This is a genomic window from Bacteroidota bacterium (assembly GCA_034439655.1).
Classification (GTDB): Bacteria; Bacteroidota; Bacteroidia; order UKL13-3; family UKL13-3; genus CANJUD01.
In genome coordinates this window covers 14,018-34,765 of record JAWXAU010000168.1, presented here as the reverse complement: position 1 = coordinate 34,765, position 20,748 = coordinate 14,018, and the positions used below count along the sequence as shown (strand labels likewise).

The following is a 20,748-nucleotide window of genomic DNA, read 5'->3' as shown; positions in this document are numbered from 1 at the left end:
TAATTTCATCAAGCCGAGTTTTGGTTGAAAACATAATTCGCTGTTTGAAAATATTCAGAATTATTGCTGGAAAATATAGGAACAGAAGAAAGAAATATAACCTGAGACTTAATCTGATTGCTGGACTTTACAATTTTCAATTATGAAAGAGGTCTAATAAAAAATCAAACCCTAAACCCAAATTCAGAATTAGAACTGCTGAATCGATTAAGAATTTGTAGAGAGTGTAATTCAATTTTATATAAAATTGAATTACAAATTCTATCCGCCGAAGGCGGAGGGATAAAGAGGGGATAGTAGTTTCCAAACTGATAATAAAACAAATAGCTATGCTGCATCCAGATTCTGAAACAATCCCGATCGCCCTGCAAGCTGGCGGGGAGAACCGAATGCCTTAGCGAGGGCAACCTTTTTTCCTTATCAAATACTAAGCACCCTAATACTGCAATATGGCAAGTACCTCCTCCCTTAAATCGCCACAATCTTCATTTCCGTCCTCCTATTCATCTTCCGTCCTTCCTCGGTTTTATTTGAGGTGAAGGGAACCGTGTCGCCATAGCCTTTGTGGGTGAGTTGTGTGGCGGGGATTCCTTTGCCCACCAAATAATCATATACTGCTTTTGCCCTGCTGGCTGAGAGAGTTTTGTTTAATTGTTTGCTGCCTATGGAGTCGGTGTGGCCGCCGAGTTCTACTTTTACTTTGGGATTTTTCTTGAGCAGGTCTACTACCAAATTGAGCTCGGTAAATGATTCGGGTTTTAAATCGAATTTATCGGTTTCAAAAAATACGTTGTTCAATCTTAAGCTACTTCCGATCTCTAGTTTTTGCAAACGGATAGAAAGCTGTTCGGGTTTTTGAACGGAGTTTGAGTTTGGGAAAGAATAATTTTCTGTATAAAATAAATATCCTTCTCCTTGAACTTTAAACATATAACTAGACCCCGTGGGCAGGCAGGCAAAGAACTGCCCATTTGATGAATTGGAGCGGGATATATAATAACTTTCTTTGGTATATAAATCAAACACCTCTATAAGTGCTCCCAAAGGCTTACTTGTTTTATCGTCCACTATGGTACCTTTTACATAAGTAACCTGCTGTGGCCGATAGGCAGGGTCGAGGGTGAATTTATATATATCCCAATCGCCATAGCCTTTCAAATTATCGGTAGTGATATAAGCATCAATACCATTTGCAGCTACTATCATACATCGTTCATCTTTGGTAGAGTTGAGGGGATAGCCCATATTGACTGCTTCCCCCCATTTGCCATCCTTACTTAAGCGACTCATAAATATATCATTTTCGCCCATGCCTATGCGACCAGATGAAGAGAAGTATAATGTTTTACCATCGGGATGAATAAAAGGTGCTTCTTCTTCGCCCACTGAGTTGATACCGGGTCCCAAATTTTCTGGAACTGACCAACCTTTTTCACCAAATTTACTTACGTATATATCAGAATACCCAATGCTACCTTTTCTGTTGCTGAGGAAGTATAAAGTTCTTCCATCGGCACTAATACATGGTTGCGATTCCCAAGCAAGGGTATTTATCGGACCTTGCAAATTTGTAGGGCTCTCCCATACCGAACCATTAAAATGCGAAAACCATATATCACAATTTTCACCACCTCCCGCTGTAAACCGTGCAAAAAAAACAAATTTGCCGTCGGCAGTAAAACTGGGATAGCTTTGGCGTTGATTGCTGTTCATAGGGGCGGGCAATAATTTACCTGGAGTAAATGTTTTGCCATCAACTTGCGATATATAAAACTCTTCGTTGCCATTTACATTTCTATCAAATATCATTTGCTTGCCATCTACAGTGAAGCTGGGGAAGTAATCTTTGTATTGGGTATTAATATTTGGACCTAAGTTCTCAGGTTCGAACTTTACTGGGTTTTTCATGGCATTGATAGCAAAATTTGCCTTGGCCAATAACCTCTTCGCTACATTAATTCTAGCTTCAGGATTTTTGGGATACGCTAAAAACTTTTCTAACACAGCTCGGGTCTTTTCAAAATTGCCCAACTCACTCTGTGTCTCACCCAACCTATAATATGCCATCGCATAGTCGGGATTTATCGTCAATACTTTCTCAAAAACTGAGATGGCATCATCATATTTTTTATTCTCGGCCAGAATCCCTGCCTTCAGCATATAAGCATCAATAAATTGGGGATCTTTTTCAATGGCGTCATCGAGCATTTTGATGAGCTCTACAGGCTTTTTGGTATCGATACCAGCTAGAGCCTCATTAAATTTTTTAAGGGCTTTTTTATTTTGAGTTCCACCGTCGGAAATAGGCTGTGCTGTGCCGCAAGACCACACAAATAATAAAGAAAAAAATATTTTTGCTACGCGTTTAATCATAGGGGCAAAAGTAATATGAGGTTAAAGAATTTGAACTAATTGAAATCTAGTATAGTAAACTGTTGTGTGCATCCCGATGACCAGTAGCGTTGGTGGCAATGCGAACTCCGAAAACATGGCAGAGCATAAGTATTTCCTTTGTGTGCGGCATACATCTGAGAGGGTGGCTGGATTGAAAAACTAGCGTATCAGATGAATCTCGCCTGTGCTAGATTGAAGTACATTGTCGAAACCCCAAAATTTGACTACATATACATACACATCCACAGGACAATCAGCATTATGGAATTTACCATCCCAACTAGTTTTGAGCGAATTGGAAGTAAATAAATGTTCGCCCCAACGGTTATAAATATTAATCTCAAATGTTTTGAGGCTACCACCTTTTAATTCAAAAAAATCATTCAAATTATCTCCATTGGGCGTGAAGGCATTGGGTATCCAACAAGCGGGGTCAAAATTAAAGATGACTTTATTTGACCAAGATATATAATTTCCTCCCGATTGGCTGGCCATAATTCTATATGATTGTTCGTAGCTATCGAATCCATTGCTGTACTCTCTGATGGTATCGAAAGAGGTGGCATCGTAGTTTAAGTAATCTGGATCTTCGGGGAACTTACGCATGATATTATATGCATCTACACCGCTTGGCCATCCAAAGTATTGCGTCCAAAATAGAGAATCGTCGTAGGGTTTAGGTTTTGTACCCCGCAATAGTATGGTAGTATGTATATTGGTTTGAATAGGTGAACCACATAAGTCATAACCCCTAACAAGGTATTCATAATTAGATTTATTTACCAGCACATTGGCATCTGTGTACGTGCGAATAGAGCCTTCGACAGTTCCAATAAGCTTAAAGGTATCTGCTGTATATGCTATTCTTCTATATATTTCAAAAACTGAATTGTAGCGTGGTGCCGATGATAAAGTCCAATAAATTTCGTTCACTACATCATTTATTTTGCCCACTGTTACATAGTCTATATTTAGTAGTGGTCGATCTATATAGAGTGGCAGTGATATGGTATCGCCCACACATCCAAATTCTGATCTTTCTATTACATATAACGATACGGGGTTTTTGCCCAAGAAATCGACGGTGATAGTATTTGTACCTTGGCCATTTTTTATATTGCCATTTTGCATACGCCAATCGAATGTTGAATTTGCAAAACCAGAAACATTATATACATGATTTTTAAAATTGGGGTAACAAATACTGGTATCTCCTGTAATAGGTAAAGTAGTTGGCTTGGGATGAACAATAATAATAGTATCGAATGTTAGCCCCACACAATTATCTTTGGTAGTTTCGATAAATGATAGTGTGTAACTGCCAGCAAGCGGGAATGCGAGCGAAAGGGTATCAGTAGTTTGCGGCAAGGTTACACCATCTAAACTCCATTGATAAGTAGAGCCAGCATTTCCTTTTGTTAGATAAAATAATAATTTACTAGATTCACAAAAATCCATATTGCCAAAAATGGCATTGGCACTTGGCAAAGGAGCGATGCGTACATCCAATCTTACAAAACTACCAAAACAAGGCAAATTATTTACTGAATCGAATGAAGTCTCTTTACAAGATATATTTGCGATACCAGGTCCACCCCAATCTACGGTTACTTTTCCGCTATCATTATCGGAGGTAATGGTACCTCCATTTATTTGCCAAGCATAATGGCTGCGGTTGGTATAATTAACTTGGTAAACAACCTTGGTGGTAAACGCACATACAATAGTATCGCCTGTGGGTGTTTGGCCTTTAAGTGTATATTCTTTTGACACAGGGTGCATAAGTGTATCGCCCACGCAACCATATTTATTTATCTCTAATACTTCCACAAATCCTTGCCCCACATTACCCCAATCGACGGTAATTTTATTGGTGTTCCCGCCCGATGATTGTGTACCTCCAATAATTTTCCAATAATAAGTTGACCCACTTGTTTGAGGTATTTCATATTCAACACCTGGCACATTGGGACAAACAGATTGTGTTCCCTTCATAGGCCCGGTGTTGGGGAAATATATATTCACAAACAAATACATACTGTCGCTGCTACAACCATATTGATTGGTTTCTACAACAGCCACATAACCTGTGCCACGAGTACCCCAATTTACTAAAATTGAATTCTGTGGGTTATTTGAAATAATTTTCCCATTGTATACAAACCATTTATAAGTAGAACCTGAGCTTGCTTGTATACTATATGGTTTATTGGTTGCAAACTCGCACAATGCAGTATCGCCACTAACTGGTTTTGCAATTACCGGTGGAAGTATTTGCACATCTTTCTCCGTAGGCGTACTTGTACACCCAGCAGAATTCTTAAGAACCGCTATCACTTTGCCCGCTCCTGCATTTGGCCATTCCACATTTACTGAATTAGTGCCCTGCCCTGATTTGATGTTACCGTTCACCACTGTCCAATCGTAAGAATAACCAGTTTTGGCATCGGTATAATAGGGTATCACTTTATTCTGGCACACAATAGTGTCACCTTTAAGTGCACCAGTATCGATAATAGGTTTTACTTTTATAAAGATATTGATGATGGAACTCTTTGGCGGGCAACCATCATCGGTAGCAGTTGCTGTAACAAAATAAGGGACATTATCTGCCTGGTTACATACTGTTTGCCAGCAGAAGGTGGTTGTAATAGTTCCACCAGTACCGCTTACATTGCTGCAGGTAGCCAAGTTCTGGGTTCCTAATCTGACAGATCCCACCAAAGGCTCGCCTTTAACAACTACATCAACCGTTTGTGAAGGCGTATCTGTTAATTTTATATCGAAACAAATTTTATTGCCTGCCTCAACCTCATAGTATTTACCATCAATTCCTTTAGGTGGCGTTAGGCTACCGTTTAAATTATATTGAGGTTCTTTATTGGGTGGGCAAATTCCAAATATCAATTGCACATCGCGTCTCACTGAACTAATAAGCTTACCATTTCTATATTCAAACACATCTACGGCCAAGGAATAATTGCCCTTTAGTGTTGCTTTATATTTGCACAAACCTGTACTAATATTAATTGAATTATAACCACTATTTCCAAATGGTTGCGAAAACGAATAACCTGAGTTATAGTCGACTAGCGGTAAAGTAGCAGTTTCGTCGCCCGTAGGATTATTGGATGGATTCAAGTAAAAATTATTGGTAGAAGCTGGCTTGGGCTTATTTTTATCTCCACCTTTATAGGGATAAGAAAATTTATAAACCAATGAATCACCGTCCTTGTCGATGGTGTAATTATTAATGGCATTTGTATCGTTCACACACAAAAAAGGCACTGGGGGTTCAGTAAAATAAGGGCTACTATTTTTTAAATCGGTATTGGGGATGTATACATAATAAGTTTGGCCTTGGTCATATTGCAGATTTATCTGTTGGTTTCGGCAACAACGCTTATAAACCAAGTGATAACCATTTTGCGAAACAGGTAAATCTATCGTTGATTCATAAATTCCTTCTTCCACACAGTAGCTAATTTTATTGCAGGCTGCTGGGGGCTTAATTGTTTTTGTGGGGGTGGCAAGAGAAAGAAATGTGGAAGTATAAAGTGGATGCTCGTCTTTATTAGGATTGTGATTATAAATCGCTATTTCAATCTGGTCATCCAAATTGGCATTGGTGATCACACTACAATCTCTATATACTTTTAGTGTAATTCTATACCTAACCATCTTCTGTCCGCCAGGCCCTGTTACCTGATTGAGGTATGTATAGGTTAAACTCCCTCCCATTAAATGGGTTGAATTTGCTTCCTGACTAAAGGCTACGAAGCCAAATACCAGCAATATTATTTTCAGTAATGAACTACGTTTTGTCATTGACAATTCAAAATAACGGATAAAAATTCAAGTAACCAAAATATTTCGGCCTTAAAAAAAATATTTCATATTCACCGTAACGAAACGTGTGCCAAAAAGGTTGGCTGCATATCTTTGCAAATTCAAAATATAAATTATGTTCTATCAAGCCGATTGTATTCATTTTAGAGGAGACCTACCTTGTAACCCACATAAGAGACATAAAGTTCACTGCGAAGGTTGCTCTTACTACGAAAAAGTTACGCACAAGATACTAATCATTAAACTGGGTGCAATGGGCGACGTGATTAGAACAACACCTTTGGTTCAGAAATTAAAAGCTGAATATCCAGGATGTAAAATTACTTGGCTCACCCTTACTCCCGATATTTTGCCCAAAAGTGAGATTCATGAAATACTAAGTTTCGAGCTTAAAAATATATTATATATCCAAAATACAGAATGGGATATTACGATCAACCTAGATAAAGATAAAGAAGCCGGGGCCTTATTGCAAACCATTGCTTCCAAAACCAAACACGGTTTTATATTGAAAGACGGTGTGATACAACCCTATAATGATTTGGCCCAACACAAATTTGATACAGGTTTGTTCGATGATGTGAGCCAAGCCAATACCAAAAGCTATCCCGAAGAGATTTTTGAAATTTGCGGATATACTTATACTAACGAAAAATATTTGCTCGATAACCACGAGGATAAAGGATATAGCTGGCAACTCGATAAAAGTAAAAAAACTATAGGGCTAAATACAGGCTGCGGCGATCGATGGGTAACACGCCTGTGGAGCACTGAAAAATGGGTAGAACTGATTAAATTATTACAGTCGAAAAACTATAATGTTTTAATATTGGGTGGCAAACAAGAACATGAACGCAACCTAGAACTGGAAGAAAAAACAGGAGCTATATATTTCGGATATTTCCCTTTGCAACAATTCATCAATTTGGTATATCAATGCGATTTGGTAGTAACACAGGTTACGATGGCTATGCATATCACTATGGGCTTGGGCAAAAAAATGGTATTGATGAATAATATATTTAACCCGTACGAATTTAATGTGAAAGGTGATAATGGTATTATAGTACAACCCTCCAAAGAATGTAAATGTTTTTACCGAGGAACCTGTGTGGATGGGGTGAGCTGTATGGAGGAGTTAGCAGCGGAGAAGGTGTTTGAGGCGGTGGAAGGGATAGTGGGAAGCTAGAAGTGGGGAGCTAGAAGTGGGGAGTAGGAAGTGGGTTCGCCGCGGCAAAGGGAAGCTAGAAGTAGTAAGCCCGCCGTGGCGGGAAGTAGCAAGTAGCAAGGGTTAGAAAATTTAAAACTAAATATATAAGAATAAGAAAATGTATTCAATTATCCTGCCGCATCAATCGTACATCGTACATCGTACATCGTCAATCGTAACTCGTAACTCTTCGATAATCCCGATAGCTATCGGTACAGAGTGACAAATCGTAAATTAACTATGTTTACCGGTATTATAGAAACCTTAGGAACTGTTCGAAATCTAAAAAAGAATTCGGGGAATTTGGAGATGGAGATTGCCTGCAACTTTGTGAACCAACTTGCATTGGGGCAAAGCATTGCACATAATGGTGTATGCTTAACCGTTACCCATTTATACGATAATTATTATGCAGCTACAGCCATAGATGAAACGCTCCACAAAACAAATTTAGGTGAATTACAAATCGGTGATATGATAAACCTAGAACGCTGTATGCCCGCCAATGGCCGCTTTGATGGACATATCGTGCAAGGCCATGCAGATGGTAAAGGTGTTTGCAAAAGCATTATAGAAGAAAACGGAAGTTGGAAATTTGAATTTATATATAATGATAAAACGCAAATTACCATACCTAAAGGAAGTATATGTGTGAACGGCGTGAGCCTTACTGTGGTCGATTCTACTAATGAAAGTTTTAGTGTTGCAATAATTCCATATACTTTTGAGCATACCAATTTCAAAAATATAAAACAAGGAAGCAGCGTTAACTTGGAGTTTGATGTTATAGGTAAATATATACAAAAGATTTTGGGCAAATGAACTGGAAAAACTTAGCCATTTATACTTTAAAAATTTTCTTGTTTTGGTTGATTTTTTTTCAAGCTGGGCGATTATTATTTATCATCTATCATGCCGACAAGATTTTTGAAAACTCATTTATAGAAGTACTCAAAATATTCCCCTACTCCCTCAGGCTCGATGTTTCAGCGGCTTGTTATATTATGGGTTTGCCAGTGGTTCTTATATTTTTGATGAGTTTGCATGGGGCAAAATATATCAATATCGTTCTCAAATATTATTGTTATATTATTATTGTAGCTATAAGTGCCATCACTGTTTTCGAGCTGGATTTGTATACTGAATGGGGAGTAAAACTCAACTACAAAGCTATTGTATATTTACAGCATCCTTCGGAGGCATTTAATACATTGCCTTCAAGTAAAATACTTTTATTGTTTGCTTTGTTTGGATCTTTTACTTTTATTTCAATATATAGTTTCAACAGATTTATATATCTTAAAATAGAACAATTCACACGCAATTGGTTCTTCCCTTTGCCATTTCTTTTCCTCGGTGCACTAGGGGTGGGTGTAGGTTTGCGTGGTGGTCTCCAACAAATACCTATCAACCAAAGTGAGTGTTACTATTCTAATAATAACGACTTGAATATTGCCGCTACAAATTCGTTTTGGAATTTCATGAATAGCATTTACCAAAATATAGAAATAGATACACGGCATAATCCCTATCAATTTTTTGCTGATGCCGAAGCTCAAAAAGTATTAAAAGAATTATATAGTGTTGAAAAGGATACTACTATACATATACTCAATGTAGAAAAACCAAATATCGTTTTTGTAATACTTGAGAGTTGGAGTGCCGACCTTATTAAATATTGTGGAGGAGATAGTGGTATCGCTCCTGTATTTGAAAGCTTGAGCAATGATGGTTATCTATTCACCAAATGCTTTGCTACCGGCGAACGTAGCGACCAAGGTATGGCTGCTATATGGAGTGCATTCCCTTCGCAACCTTTGCACTCTATTATAAGTCAGCCCGACAAATTCCAGCACTTACCATCAATGGTCAATAATTTTAAACAGGCAGGTTATTATACTTCTTTTATGTTTGGCGGACAATTGATATATGGAAATATAAAAGGTTATATGATGTATAATAAGTTTGACAAGATACAGGAAGGCAAGGATTTTTCGGGATATCCTGAAGGAAAACTGGGTATACATGATGGCTATATGTTCAACGAATTATTAAAAGAATGTAATAGTGCCAAGCAACCTTTTATGAATTCAATGTTTACCGTTAGCACGCACAATCCCTATGATATGCCCTGTGCAAACCCTATTACCAAAGGCGGTGACGAGAAACCATATCTTAACTCAGCTTATTATACTGATAGTTGTATTGGTGCATTTATTAAAGAAGCGAAAAAGCAGCCTTGGTACAAAAATACGCTTTTTGTATTTATGGCCGACCACAGTCACAATACGCCGCAACATACCGATTTGGTACCTTCTACCCACCACAGTATTCCGTTCTTATTATATGGCGATGTAATTAAAAAAGAATACCGAGGATACAAACATACTAAAGTGGTTTCTCAAGTAGATATCGCTGCTACTTTATTGGCACAACTCAATTTAAAACATGATGAATTTACTTGGAGCAAAAATGTATTAAATCCGTATACACAAGAATTTGCCTACATGGTTTTCTCATGGGATGGTGATACATGGGTAAGGCCCTGGGGCGAGCTCTCGGTGCATCACGGCGACAATAATAAATTGTTTAATATACAAGTGAGTGATAGTACCAAGATACCGCAAATGGGTATTGAAGCTAAAAGTTATTTACAGGAAGTTTTTAGGCAATACCTTGCTAAATAATAACGAATTTAGAATTACGTGCCGATAATTAGCGGCATACGATTGGTTCTATTTCCATTGAAATATATTTTTACAAGGATACATTTCTCTTATAAAGAAAACACCATCAAATATTTTAGTCCAATACATGTCGGTATTATGATGTCCAAAACCTGACATATTGAAAGCTTCTTGCTTTTTATCGAAAATATTGTTGTATGTTTTGAAATCTACAAATGAGAAATTAGATTTTTTGCTTATCCAATTCTCAAAACTATTATACTGAGGTTCCAGTATCTTATGCCCTTTCTCCCCTACCCAGCCCACTTGCCCATTAAAAGAAGTAAACCCAAGATAATAAGTACTTCTTAAAGCAATAGTATCTTCTGCAAAATAAGTTCCCATAAATGTGTCATCCACCTTGTATTTTATTTGATAGTTCTCAGATTTTTTTGAGATATGTAAACTTGCGGTCCACACAATTATTTTTTTATCTTGAAATTTATTTTCACTTAGCCATTTTAAATTTTGAGCCATTTGATAGTCTCTATTGTCGATATTTCCATTACCTTTAATCCTCAAATATTTTTGAATTAAATTTTCATCTACCAGATACCAAAAATCATTGGTGTTCAGTTTTTCACCTAGTTGTAATTTTATAAGATTGAGATAATAATCATATTTTGCGAATAGTGTAGTATCCCTTTCTTCTATATCATACCAATTCATTTGCGATGTTAAAAGTGCAATTACTTCAGATGAGTATTCGGGCATTTTAGTAATTGACAAATTCAATAATCTTACTACGCTATCAAGCTTTGCAACTAGATTCTTTGAAGAATAGTTTAGATGCATCTGGTTGTCAAATCCTGAGATAATGAGCGGTGTTGCGGTTTTGTATGTTTTAGGGATATAGTCATAAAATAAATTTGAGCAGGTATGGCAATATGTCCATGCTGGAAAAATATTAAACCGAATAAAAGTATCAATCTCTCTTTCTACTTTTTTAAGATTGTCCCAACCATAATTCAATGCAAAAAAATCACTTTCAAATGCTAATACATCAAATCCCTTTTTCTCATGCAAATATTCTATTAATCTTGTTTTGGCTAAGAATGTTGGGGCGTCGTCGTGGTCTTGTTCTCCAAGCATAACAATTCTGGCATCTCCAATTGCATTTCCTATCGCTTCTAAGTCAGAATAATCAGTTGAGTCTGGTTCTATCGAATTAATTTGATCGGTATTACCATTCTAAAAACTAAATCCGCCACAGGCAGAGAACTATTTTAGTTTAAGAATTGGTATTACATATTTTTTAATATGCTTTTGTGCATTTGCAATTAATACACAATGTATTATAAAGAGAGTAAATATGAACCTAATATATTTCTTCATATTGTATACTTTAATAATGAAAAATGATGTTAACTTATGAGAAGCTACCCTAATATCAATTTCCTAGTTTCGTCCCCAATACAAATCAGATATAAACCTCTTCGCAAATGAGATAAATCGATTGTCTTTTGTCTTATTGAATTATTCCATATTTCACTATAAACCACCTCGCCCAGTATATTGTATACTGCGACCATTTGATTTTTGTTTACAGTACTACTATAAATTATTGTTACTGTGCCAGATGAAGGATTGGGGTAGATATGAAAACCATTCTGATTCGAAAAATTATTTATATTCACACTATATTGAGACAAATCAAATTTAATTAAAGGATAGCTGTCTCTTCCTGTTCCAAACCATTGTCCATTCCAATAAATGGAATCGTAAGACTGAACCCAAACAGCACTTCCATTTGTTTCCAGCGACTTGCCATAACCTTTATAATAACGGTCTATTTCATTTAGTCGAATTATTTTGCCGGCAGTATCAAAAAATATGATATAATCAGAATTTGATTATAATATTGTTAATTCTGCTGTCTTGTTTAGTTCTAAAATGTGTATATATAATACCTGTAGCTATGGTGTCCATAAGTCCTGCAAATCCTGAACTGGTAGAATCGGTGCCCGATACCGCCCAAATGATATTTCTATTTATATCGATTTTCATCCACACCGGGTCGGGATAACTTAAGGGTGCTGTATAAAATGTTCGACCTGCTTCCACTAATATTCCACTATGCCTATAGGTGAAATAGCAATTTCCCACATCATCAACATACATATTTTTGTACGCTAAATCTTCATAGCCATCATGTACGTTAGCCGTTAACATCCTGTGGTAAATATTGTCCCCCTTATCATCATAAGCTGATAATATATAATTGTATTTTGGATTGGGATTTACCAAAGTATCTTTATCATATATATAAGTTGACTTACCTACCATGAATGAAAATAGATATATAAATTTGCCATTATCCGACACGGCAATATTACCAGAATAGGGTTTGATTCGTTTGTACAAAACGATATTGCCACCCCTGTCAAACTTAACAATTGCAAAGCTGGACGACAAAAAAAATGCACTATCATGTGCTAATTCAAAAGCAAACGCAGCAACTGTGGAAAAATACAAATTCCCTTGTTTGTCATTGATGATTTTAAAAGTAAAACCAGATGAACTATAATGGTGATTTTTTGCCCAAATAATATTACCTGATGAATCGAACTTAATAATATATCCCTGCATATTGTACTGCAATGTATCAAATATTTGTGCATTGGGTAATTGCATTTTTCCTTCATAATCACCGATCACCGTAATATTGCATGAATCGTCAGAAACCATATCTTCTAACGTTACCATACCTTGTGCCTTTAGGGTAATACCCCATTTATAATTCCCATTCGCGTCAAAACGCATAACGATGATGGACTGTGAACCTAAGGGATAAAAAGTTTTGCCAAACATTGACAAAGTATCGGAAAACGAAATATCTTTTATATAACTTCCTGTTTTGTCTAAGGTGTTTAATATCCCTAAAGTACTATGAGTTTGCTTGTTGTCAACATACTTTGTTTGCACATCAGTGACCCATTTTATATCTTGAGCATGGGTGCACAGATGATTACCTAAAAGAATTAATATTATAATTTTTTTTATGATATATTTAGTTTTTACGTAATTATCATTATAGGCATATGTATACTCAAGACAAAAGCTCGCGGCACTGCTTGTGGTCTCGAGTTGTCGCCAACCACAAAAGAATGGTGCGATGGTTTTTTCGGTTGGCGACAACGCCAGTCCGAAGTCATCATGGAAAAATTGTGTTCTGAGTATACATATTCGTCATTTTAAGATTTCTCCTATTGTCGGAATGACAAAACATGCAATTCGCAATTCATCATTCATTCCGCAGCGGCGGCCATCATTAATCATTAATCATTAATCATTATCTTATCCACCATTTTCCACCCATCTTTCTGCACCAATATATAATATATGCCTTGGGGTAAGTTTGCTATATTATATTCGTTTAGACCCATTTGTACAGCATGAGTAGTAAGAATCTTCCCGCTTTGGTCTATCAATTCCATGTTCATTTTCTCGACCGTGTTGTTGGTGATATTTAAAACATTATTGATATTTTGTATACTAATTTTTTCGGGAGAGATATAATAACTTTGTATGGAAGTGGTATCGGTAGTATCTACATGGCCTGTATCTACTTTATATACTTCCCAGAATGCTGCACCTGTTTGCAGCTTAGTAAAATTACCAATATAATGAAAAGAATCATTGGATTTAATGGTGATAAATTGTGTAGTATCCCATATATTTTTTTGTTGTGCCAAATATGCAAACCGACTATGCCCCCTACCCCACTTTACATAGTCGAGGAGGTTAACGGTATCATATCGATTTATATTAAAAAACAAAGCCGCTGAACCTACGGTATCGCCCATATAAAAACCACCGAGTATAATTGTATCATTCTTTAATAAATTGAGCTTGCCTTTTAATACGGCAAACGGCATGCGGCTAATGGAATCACTGCATCCCGTATCATTAGCAATATATAAATTTGATATATCAACATTGCTATTGCCCGTGTTTTTAATACCTATTTGTTGTTTGTAGGGCTTGATATATACTATTCGCAAACCTAATAATGGTTTTTTGAAAGCCGTCCAATAAGTCACGCCCCGGTCAGTAGAACCGCCCGTAAAATTGAATGCGGATAGATTGCCATTTATATAATCTCCTTTTTTCCAAAACTTCATCGAATCTGCCAAGTATTCATAGGGCTGCCCTGCCCTACCCCATTGTGCAAAATCGCAAAAATTGGAAGGATTAATTTGTGAGCCGTAACGATTATCATACATTCCAAATGAACCTGAATCGTAGTCGATATCTGGGACAGAAAAAAAAGCGAAAAATTTGGGCGGACATTTCAGAGAGCCTGATATCAAATTAAGCTTACCTAATGAAATGGTGTCGCCTTTATATACTAAGGTAAACTTGGCCAAGTCTTGTGTATCGGTATAATAGTTTTTAATAGTGAGTACTTTATATACTGGATCGATGCCTACAAAGCGTACCTTGGCTGACACATTTGTGAAACAAAGACAGACGATGATATAGGAAAAATATTTTTTCAATGTGAGATTAGATTGATGAACAAGGATTAACGATTTTAGAAGTTTGAAGTTTTATTACTTATATAATCTTTCCGTCGCGGCGGGCATTATTCCTTGTTCGATATTCTTTTTTGAGCTATATTAATTTACTTTCACAAACTTAATAATACCAGGATTTCCTGCATCTTTATATAATTTGATATAATATATACCGTTTGCATATTTGCTTATATCTAGCTGTTGGGTATTATATATAGTGCCATTGCCCATCACTTTGCCTGTGATGTCAATTATATGATAATATATTTTACTAGAAATAGTAGAATTTATATTTAAGAATTGTGCTGTTGGATTTGGATAAAGAGTTACATAATCTTGCCTGAATTCATCAAGATATATCCCCAGCAGATGCCTTGTCTCCCAGTAGCTTGCACCACTTTGTGCAAATGTATAATTGCCTGTGTACACTATTGAATCATTTTTGGCTATATCTACCGTTTGCAGCGAATCCCATATACCTTTTTGCCCTGCCAATGACGAATAGGGTTGCATACTATCTCCCCATTGAACAAAGTCGAGCAATACAGAAGTGTCATTATATAATTTTGGGAAAGCAAACAACGCCGCAGAACCTGAATAAAGTATTGAATCATTTTTAAACTGTATCACCACTGAATCATTTTTGAGAATGTTCAAGTTACCTTTCAAGAGATTCATTGGCATATTTTTGATAGTATCATAGCAATTTCCATTGATGCATAAAGCAGAATAAGATAAATCCACATTAGATACCCCTGCATTTTTTATACATATAGAATTATTAATATTACTCACATAGGCAAAACGCAGATTTATGACAGGTGCTTTTATTCCTTGCCAACAAGTATCATCGTGGTCGCCGTAAGTACACTTAAAAGAAAATGGAGGTTTGGCCGTTATATATCTACCTTGTCTCCATATTTTTTTCATGACAGCATCAGCTTCAAAAGCTTGAGAAGAATCTCCCCACTGTACAAAATCGTGCAGCGATTGTGAGTCAATTGGCAAATTGGGTAAATGCAAACTTAGGGAGCCTTTATTGGGATCCATCGTAAGACCCTGCAATACCAAACTTTGGGTGTTTTTGCATGGATTCAAATTACCCAATATCGTAACAAGTTTCGACAAAGGAGTATCGATACCGTTTGAACTAACTCTCCAATCACTTAAGTTGGAATCTGCATCCAAATAATTAGTCAATGCTATAATTTTCTTAGCCGGATCTATATATATAATCCGAACGTTAATTAGTTGTTGACTTAGAATAGTTTTATTGCAGCATAGTATAATACTGGCTGCCAAAATCCATTTATAAATTTTGCAAGTATTTTTTTCTTTCATGTTCTGTCCATTTATCATCGAATGAATATAAATTATTTCTGTCTTTAAAATCGGGGAAATTGCTTTTTGCTGTAAGTCTCCCAAAGTGGTGCACAAATATACCCAAAGCAATTTGAATTGGCTTCATATCGCCAATATCAATACTTCTTTTTTTAACTTTTACAAATAAATCCCAATCGGCCTCCTGCACTCTGATGTCCATGCCTTCAATTTTATTTAAATTGGTTTTGGTAGTTAATATAGCAAAACCGCAAAAGCCTTCTTTTATTTTGAATCCATATTTACGAAATAAGCTGGCGGCATATTTTTCATAACTGCTATACATCAATTTCATCATCCATTTCAAACTAAGAATATTCACTGAGATTTTACGCAATGGAGTACTAATCAGTTTCCACCGTAGCATTCTCTTTGTGGTTAGTTCTTTAGTTCCCATACGTTCAGTGCCACAAGGGCATATAAATTGAACGTCGTTCACCTCCATGCACGCCATCAACTTTTTATCCCAATCTTCTGATAATATAATATCATTGTTTAAAAAAGCCATATATTCAAACCTTGACTTTTGGATGCCCAAATTATTACAATAAGGATATGAATAGTTGAATTCATTTTTTATCAAAACTACATGTTCTTTACCTTCAAAATACTCTCGCGAACCGTCGTCCGATTTATTATCGATAATAATTAATTCAAAAGGATGAAAAGTATTTTGCAACAAACTCTCATAAAAAAGTTTATTCATCGCAAGTTGGTTATATATCGGCGTTATAATACTAATCATTCAATTATGATAAAGACAACATATATTCCAAATGGTTGCTTGCTTAAAATCATTATTTATTTACGCCACAACTTCTGCTTGTACAAATTCCTCAGCCTTCAATACCATGGTTTCTGAACCAATAAAAACAGGAACACGTTGGTGTAATTCATCAGGTTTTATTTCCAAAATACGACGAGTGCCATCTGTAGCACGTCCGCCAGCTTGCTCTACCAAAAATGCCATGGGGTTACATTCGTATATCAACCGTAGCTTACCATTCACATCTTTGGCAGTGGGTGGATATATATATATTCCACCTTTCATGAGGTTGCGGTGAAAATCGGCCACAAAAGAACCAATATAACGCGTGCTGTAAGGGCGATTCTCCTCCTTATTATCCTCTTGGCAATACTTGATATAATTTTTTACACCCACAGGGAATTTTTTGTAATTGCCCTCATTCACGCTATATATTTTGCCCATTTTGGGAGTTGTAATTCCTTGGCTCGACAAACAAAATTCACCGATGGATAAATCTAAAGTAAAAGCATTTACGCCATTGCCTGTGGTATACACCAGCATTGTGGACGAACCATATAATACATAACCGGCAGCTACTTGGTTCATGCCGGGTTGCAGGCAATCTTCCAATGTAACAGGACCACCAATGGGTGAAAGGCGGCGATAGATAGAAAAAATGGTCCCAATAGAAACATTTACATCAATATTGCTTGAACCATCCAATGGATCCATGGCCACGATATAATGTCCATTGTTGTTGAGGTAATTAATATCCTCGTCTTCTTCCGAAATTACAGCGGCACACTCAGGTCCGCGACGCAGGGCATTGATAAATTCTTCATTGGCGAGCATATCCAATTTCTTCACGTCTTCGCCTTGCACGTTAATAGAACCATGGTTTCCCAAAATATCAACCAAGCCGGCTTTGTTCACCTCTCTGTTTATAATGCGGGCTGCCAGTATAATATCTCTCAATAACCTCGATAGTTCGCCTGTGGCATAGGGAAAATCCTTTTGTTTATCCAAAATAAATTGGTGTACTGTTGTTAGTCCTGTAATCTCTTTTTGCATTTTTGTTCATTAATAATGGTGCGAAAATAAAATTATTATAGCAAATTTGCGACAAAAAAATAATAGGTCATGCAGGTTTTCAAATTTGGAGGGGCATCAGTTAAAGATGCAGAGGCCGTAAGAAACGTTGGCAATATCATTACACGATATACCGACGAACCCTTACTGGTAGTGGTTTCGGCGATGGGTAAAATGACCAACGCCTTCGAGAAATTGATTGAAAGTTATTATAAACAAAAGCCTGATTTGATGGAAAATTATCAGGCCATTAAAGATTTCCACCAAAATATCATCAATGATTTGCTGGTTGACCAAAGAAGTGAGACTTACGATGATATAGACAACCTGTTTTTGGAGCTGGAGTGCATACTCGAAACCCCTGCCGAGAGCAGCTACGACTACACTTACGACCAAATTGTTTGCTTCGGAGAATTGATATCAACCCGCATAATATCGACTTGGCTTAATGGGCATGGGCTCAAAAACCGTTGGATGGACTGCCGCAACTTTATTTGTACCGACACCAACCATTTGGAAGCACATGTCGACTGGCCCGCTACCGAAGATATTATACAGAAGAAATTATTGCCTATCGTGAAAAAGCAATTGGTAATTACCCAAGGCTTCATTGGCCGCAGTGCCGATTTATCTACAACTACTTTGGGACGTGATGGCAGCGACTACTCAGCAGCCATATTTGCATATGGACTTGGGGCAAATTCTGTTACTATTTGGAAAGATGTACCTGGGGTGATGAATGCCGATCCTAAAAAATATGAAGGAGCCGAATTGGTGAACCACCTTTCATTTAAAGAGGCGATAGAACTTGCGTATTATGGTGCCAATGTAATTCACCCCAAAACGATACAGCCACTTAGGAAGAAGGGATTACCGCTTTATGTCAAATCTTTTTATGAACCCGAGTTGAAAGGTACTGAAATAAATAATATCGAGCAAAGCAATCCGCAGAGTTTTTATATCCACAAAGACAAGCAAGCATTGCTTTCGTTCAGCACCAAAGATTTTTCATTTATTACTGAAGAACATTTAAGCCAAATTTTCACGGAATTTAAGCAGCACAATATCCGCGTCAATTTGATGCAAAATTCTGCCATCAGCTTTAGTGTATGCGTTAATGCCAGCGGGCATTTGGAAGAGGTTTTGGACAAACTGAAAACAAGTTTTGAGATAGATGTGAAAAACAATGTGGAACTACTTTCTGTAAAAAACACTACTTTTGAAAAAAATAATTTAATGCTTAAAAATAAGACAGTTTTGCTCGAACAAAAAAACCAAGATATGATACAATACGCTGTCATGAATTAAATTACGAATCCAATCCACAAATACAAACAATCTAACCACAAGATATGATTATAAACTTCGACTATCTAAACAGTGTTACAGGTGGTGACAAAGATATCCTGAAACAAATACTGCAGGCTTATATAGATTATATGCCCGGCGATGTAACTGAATTAAAACGCTTATTGCAAGGCGATGACCACATGGCCACTGGCATGCAGGCACATAAAGTAAAGTCGTCGGCACGCATGATAGGCTTGCCTTGCACCAATTTATTACAAGATATTGAAACCTTTGCAAAAACGAATACCCATATTGAGCAAATACCTTCTAAATTGGAAATGGCTATTGATGAATTATATGTAGCGATGGAAGAAATAAAGCAGATTATCGAGCAAATTTAAAGCCTTGGAAACCCTGTTTTTTTCTTCGCTGCTGGTTTTAGTTTACACCTATTTATTATATATTGTTGCCATATTTTTATTGTCACAGTTCAACAAAAAAAAACAGCTAAAGTCTTATGCTCCTTCGATCACTGTTGTAGTTCCTTGCTATAATGAAAAAGATTATATAGCCGAAAAAGTAAAGAACACCCGCGAGCTAAATTATCCAAATAAGAAAATTATTTTTATTACTGATGGTTCTGATGATGGGTCGGATGAACTATTAAAAAAATATCCTGATATTGTTGTGTTACATCAACCTGAACGAGCAGGTAAATCAATGGCAGAGAATAGGGCTATTGGGTTTGTGGATACGGAAATAACTGTTTTTACCGATGCAAATTCAACTTTAAATCCCGATGCATTATTATATATATCAAATCATTTTGTGGATGAAATGGTAGCTGGGGTATCGGGCGAGAAAAAGATTTTATATAATTTAACCGACAATGCCAACAGTGCCAGTGAAGGATTGTATTGGAAATACGAATCAATGATTAAGAAATTCGACAGTGATTTTTACACTGTTGTAGGTGCCGCTGGCGAACTGTTTGCAGTTCGCACCGCACTATACACACCCATGCCGCCCGACAGTATCAACGACGATTTAACACAATCGGTGATGTTGAATTTGCAAGGATATAAAATTGTCTACGAACCTCGTGCCTACGCTGCGGAAACTGCGTCGGCAAATGTGCAGGAAGAATTGAAACGTAAAATTCGTATGTGTGCCGGTGCGTGGCAAGTAATGGCCCGCTACAGCGGAATGTTCAATTTTTTCAAACACCCCAAACTCACTTTTCAGTTTATATCACACCGAGTATTTCGATGGACCTTATGCCCTTTGGCATTAATTACATTATTTATTTCAAATATTATATTGTTCGATAAAAACATATATTATAATACTTTTCTCTATTTGCAAATTGCATTTTATATAATTGCTATCTTAGGATATTATATAAACAAAGTAAAGGTATTATATATTCCTTTTTACTTTGTATTTATGCACTGGGCCGCCGTACTAGGCTTCTTCCGATATATGAAGGGGAAGCAGAGTGTGAATTGGGAAAGAGTGAAAAGAGGTTAATGGTTAATGCCA

General features: G+C 36.6%; 14 protein-coding genes. 6 read left to right on the top strand and 8 right to left on the bottom strand.

Going from position 1 to position 20,748, the window contains the following annotated elements; all coding sequences use genetic code 11:
- Positions 1–468 precede the first annotated feature (468 nt).
- Together SGJ10_12720 and SGJ10_12715 are read right to left on the bottom strand one after the other, a co-directional pair.
- The gene (locus SGJ10_12720) at positions 469–2,373 is read right to left on the bottom strand and encodes an OmpA family protein (GenBank protein ID MDZ4758987.1); all 1,905 of its coding nucleotides are present in this window, start codon (positions 2,371–2,373) and stop codon (positions 469–471) included.
- Positions 2,374–2,553: 180 nt separating this feature from the next.
- The gene (locus tag SGJ10_12715) at positions 2,554–6,222 is read right to left on the bottom strand and encodes a gliding motility-associated C-terminal domain-containing protein (protein ID MDZ4758986.1); all 3,669 of its coding nucleotides are present in this window, start codon (positions 6,220–6,222) and stop codon (positions 2,554–2,556) included.
- Between the two features lie 136 nt (positions 6,223–6,358).
- On the opposite strand from SGJ10_12715, the gene SGJ10_12710 reads away from it, so the two are divergent.
- The 3 genes from SGJ10_12710 (at position 6,359) to SGJ10_12700 (ending at position 10,140) form a co-directional block, all read left to right on the top strand.
- Positions 6,359–7,432, top strand: a complete 1,074-nt coding sequence (locus SGJ10_12710; protein MDZ4758985.1) for a glycosyltransferase family 9 protein — start codon at positions 6,359–6,361, stop codon at positions 7,430–7,432.
- Positions 7,433–7,672: 240 nt separating this feature from the next.
- Entirely contained in the window at positions 7,673–8,275 is a 603-nt protein-coding gene (locus tag SGJ10_12705; GenBank protein MDZ4758984.1) for a riboflavin synthase, read from the top strand.
- Complete coding sequence (locus tag SGJ10_12700) at positions 8,272–10,140, top strand: sulfatase-like hydrolase/transferase (protein MDZ4758983.1); 1,869 nt, start codon at positions 8,272–8,274, stop codon at positions 10,138–10,140. The genes SGJ10_12705 and SGJ10_12700 overlap by 4 nt, the downstream gene beginning before the upstream one ends.
- 48 nt (positions 10,141–10,188) lie before the next feature.
- Here the strand turns inward: SGJ10_12700 and SGJ10_12695 are convergent, their stop codons facing one another.
- The 6 genes from SGJ10_12695 to fbp all read right to left on the bottom strand — a co-directional run bounded on the left by SGJ10_12695 (position 10,189) and on the right by fbp (position 17,886).
- Positions 10,189–11,271 carry an erythromycin esterase family protein gene (locus SGJ10_12695; GenBank protein ID MDZ4758982.1) on the bottom strand — a complete coding sequence of 361 codons (1,083 nt, stop codon included), beginning with the start codon at positions 11,269–11,271 and terminating at the stop codon, positions 10,189–10,191.
- Positions 11,272–12,021: 750 nt separating this feature from the next.
- Positions 12,022–13,104, bottom strand: a complete 1,083-nt coding sequence (locus tag SGJ10_12690) for a hypothetical protein (protein MDZ4758981.1) — start codon at positions 13,102–13,104, stop codon at positions 12,022–12,024.
- A gap of 353 nt (positions 13,105–13,457) precedes the next feature.
- Positions 13,458–14,633: a T9SS type A sorting domain-containing protein gene (locus tag SGJ10_12685; GenBank protein ID MDZ4758980.1), complete on the bottom strand. Its 1,176-nt coding sequence runs from the start codon at positions 14,631–14,633 to the stop codon at positions 13,458–13,460.
- Positions 14,634–14,801: 168 nt separating this feature from the next.
- On the bottom strand, positions 14,802–16,040 hold the full coding sequence (locus SGJ10_12680) for a T9SS type A sorting domain-containing protein (GenBank protein MDZ4758979.1): 1,239 nt from the start codon (positions 16,038–16,040) through the stop codon (positions 14,802–14,804).
- Positions 16,009–16,824: a glycosyltransferase gene (locus tag SGJ10_12675; protein ID MDZ4758978.1), complete on the bottom strand. Its 816-nt coding sequence runs from the start codon at positions 16,822–16,824 to the stop codon at positions 16,009–16,011. Before SGJ10_12675 ends, SGJ10_12680 begins: the two co-directional genes overlap by 32 nt.
- 60 nt (positions 16,825–16,884) lie before the next feature.
- A complete protein-coding gene (fbp, locus tag SGJ10_12670; protein ID MDZ4758977.1) occupies positions 16,885–17,886 on the bottom strand; it encodes a class 1 fructose-bisphosphatase in 1,002 nt (333 codons plus the stop codon).
- Positions 17,887–17,967: 81 nt separating this feature from the next.
- Here fbp and SGJ10_12665 point away from each other — a divergent pair, with 81 nt between their 5' ends.
- Genes SGJ10_12665 through SGJ10_12655 form a run of 3 tightly spaced genes read left to right on the top strand, consistent with a single transcriptional unit; the run spans position 17,968 to position 20,736 of the window.
- Positions 17,968–19,224, top strand: a complete 1,257-nt coding sequence (locus SGJ10_12665) for an aspartate kinase (protein ID MDZ4758976.1) — start codon at positions 17,968–17,970, stop codon at positions 19,222–19,224.
- Between the two features lie 44 nt (positions 19,225–19,268).
- Positions 19,269–19,607, top strand: coding sequence for an Hpt domain-containing protein (locus SGJ10_12660; protein ID MDZ4758975.1), 339 nt, complete (start codon positions 19,269–19,271; stop codon positions 19,605–19,607).
- Positions 19,608–19,611: 4 nt separating this feature from the next.
- The gene (locus SGJ10_12655) at positions 19,612–20,736 is read left to right on the top strand and encodes a glycosyltransferase family 2 protein (GenBank protein ID MDZ4758974.1); all 1,125 of its coding nucleotides are present in this window, start codon (positions 19,612–19,614) and stop codon (positions 20,734–20,736) included.
- Positions 20,737–20,748: the final 12 nt, after the last annotated feature.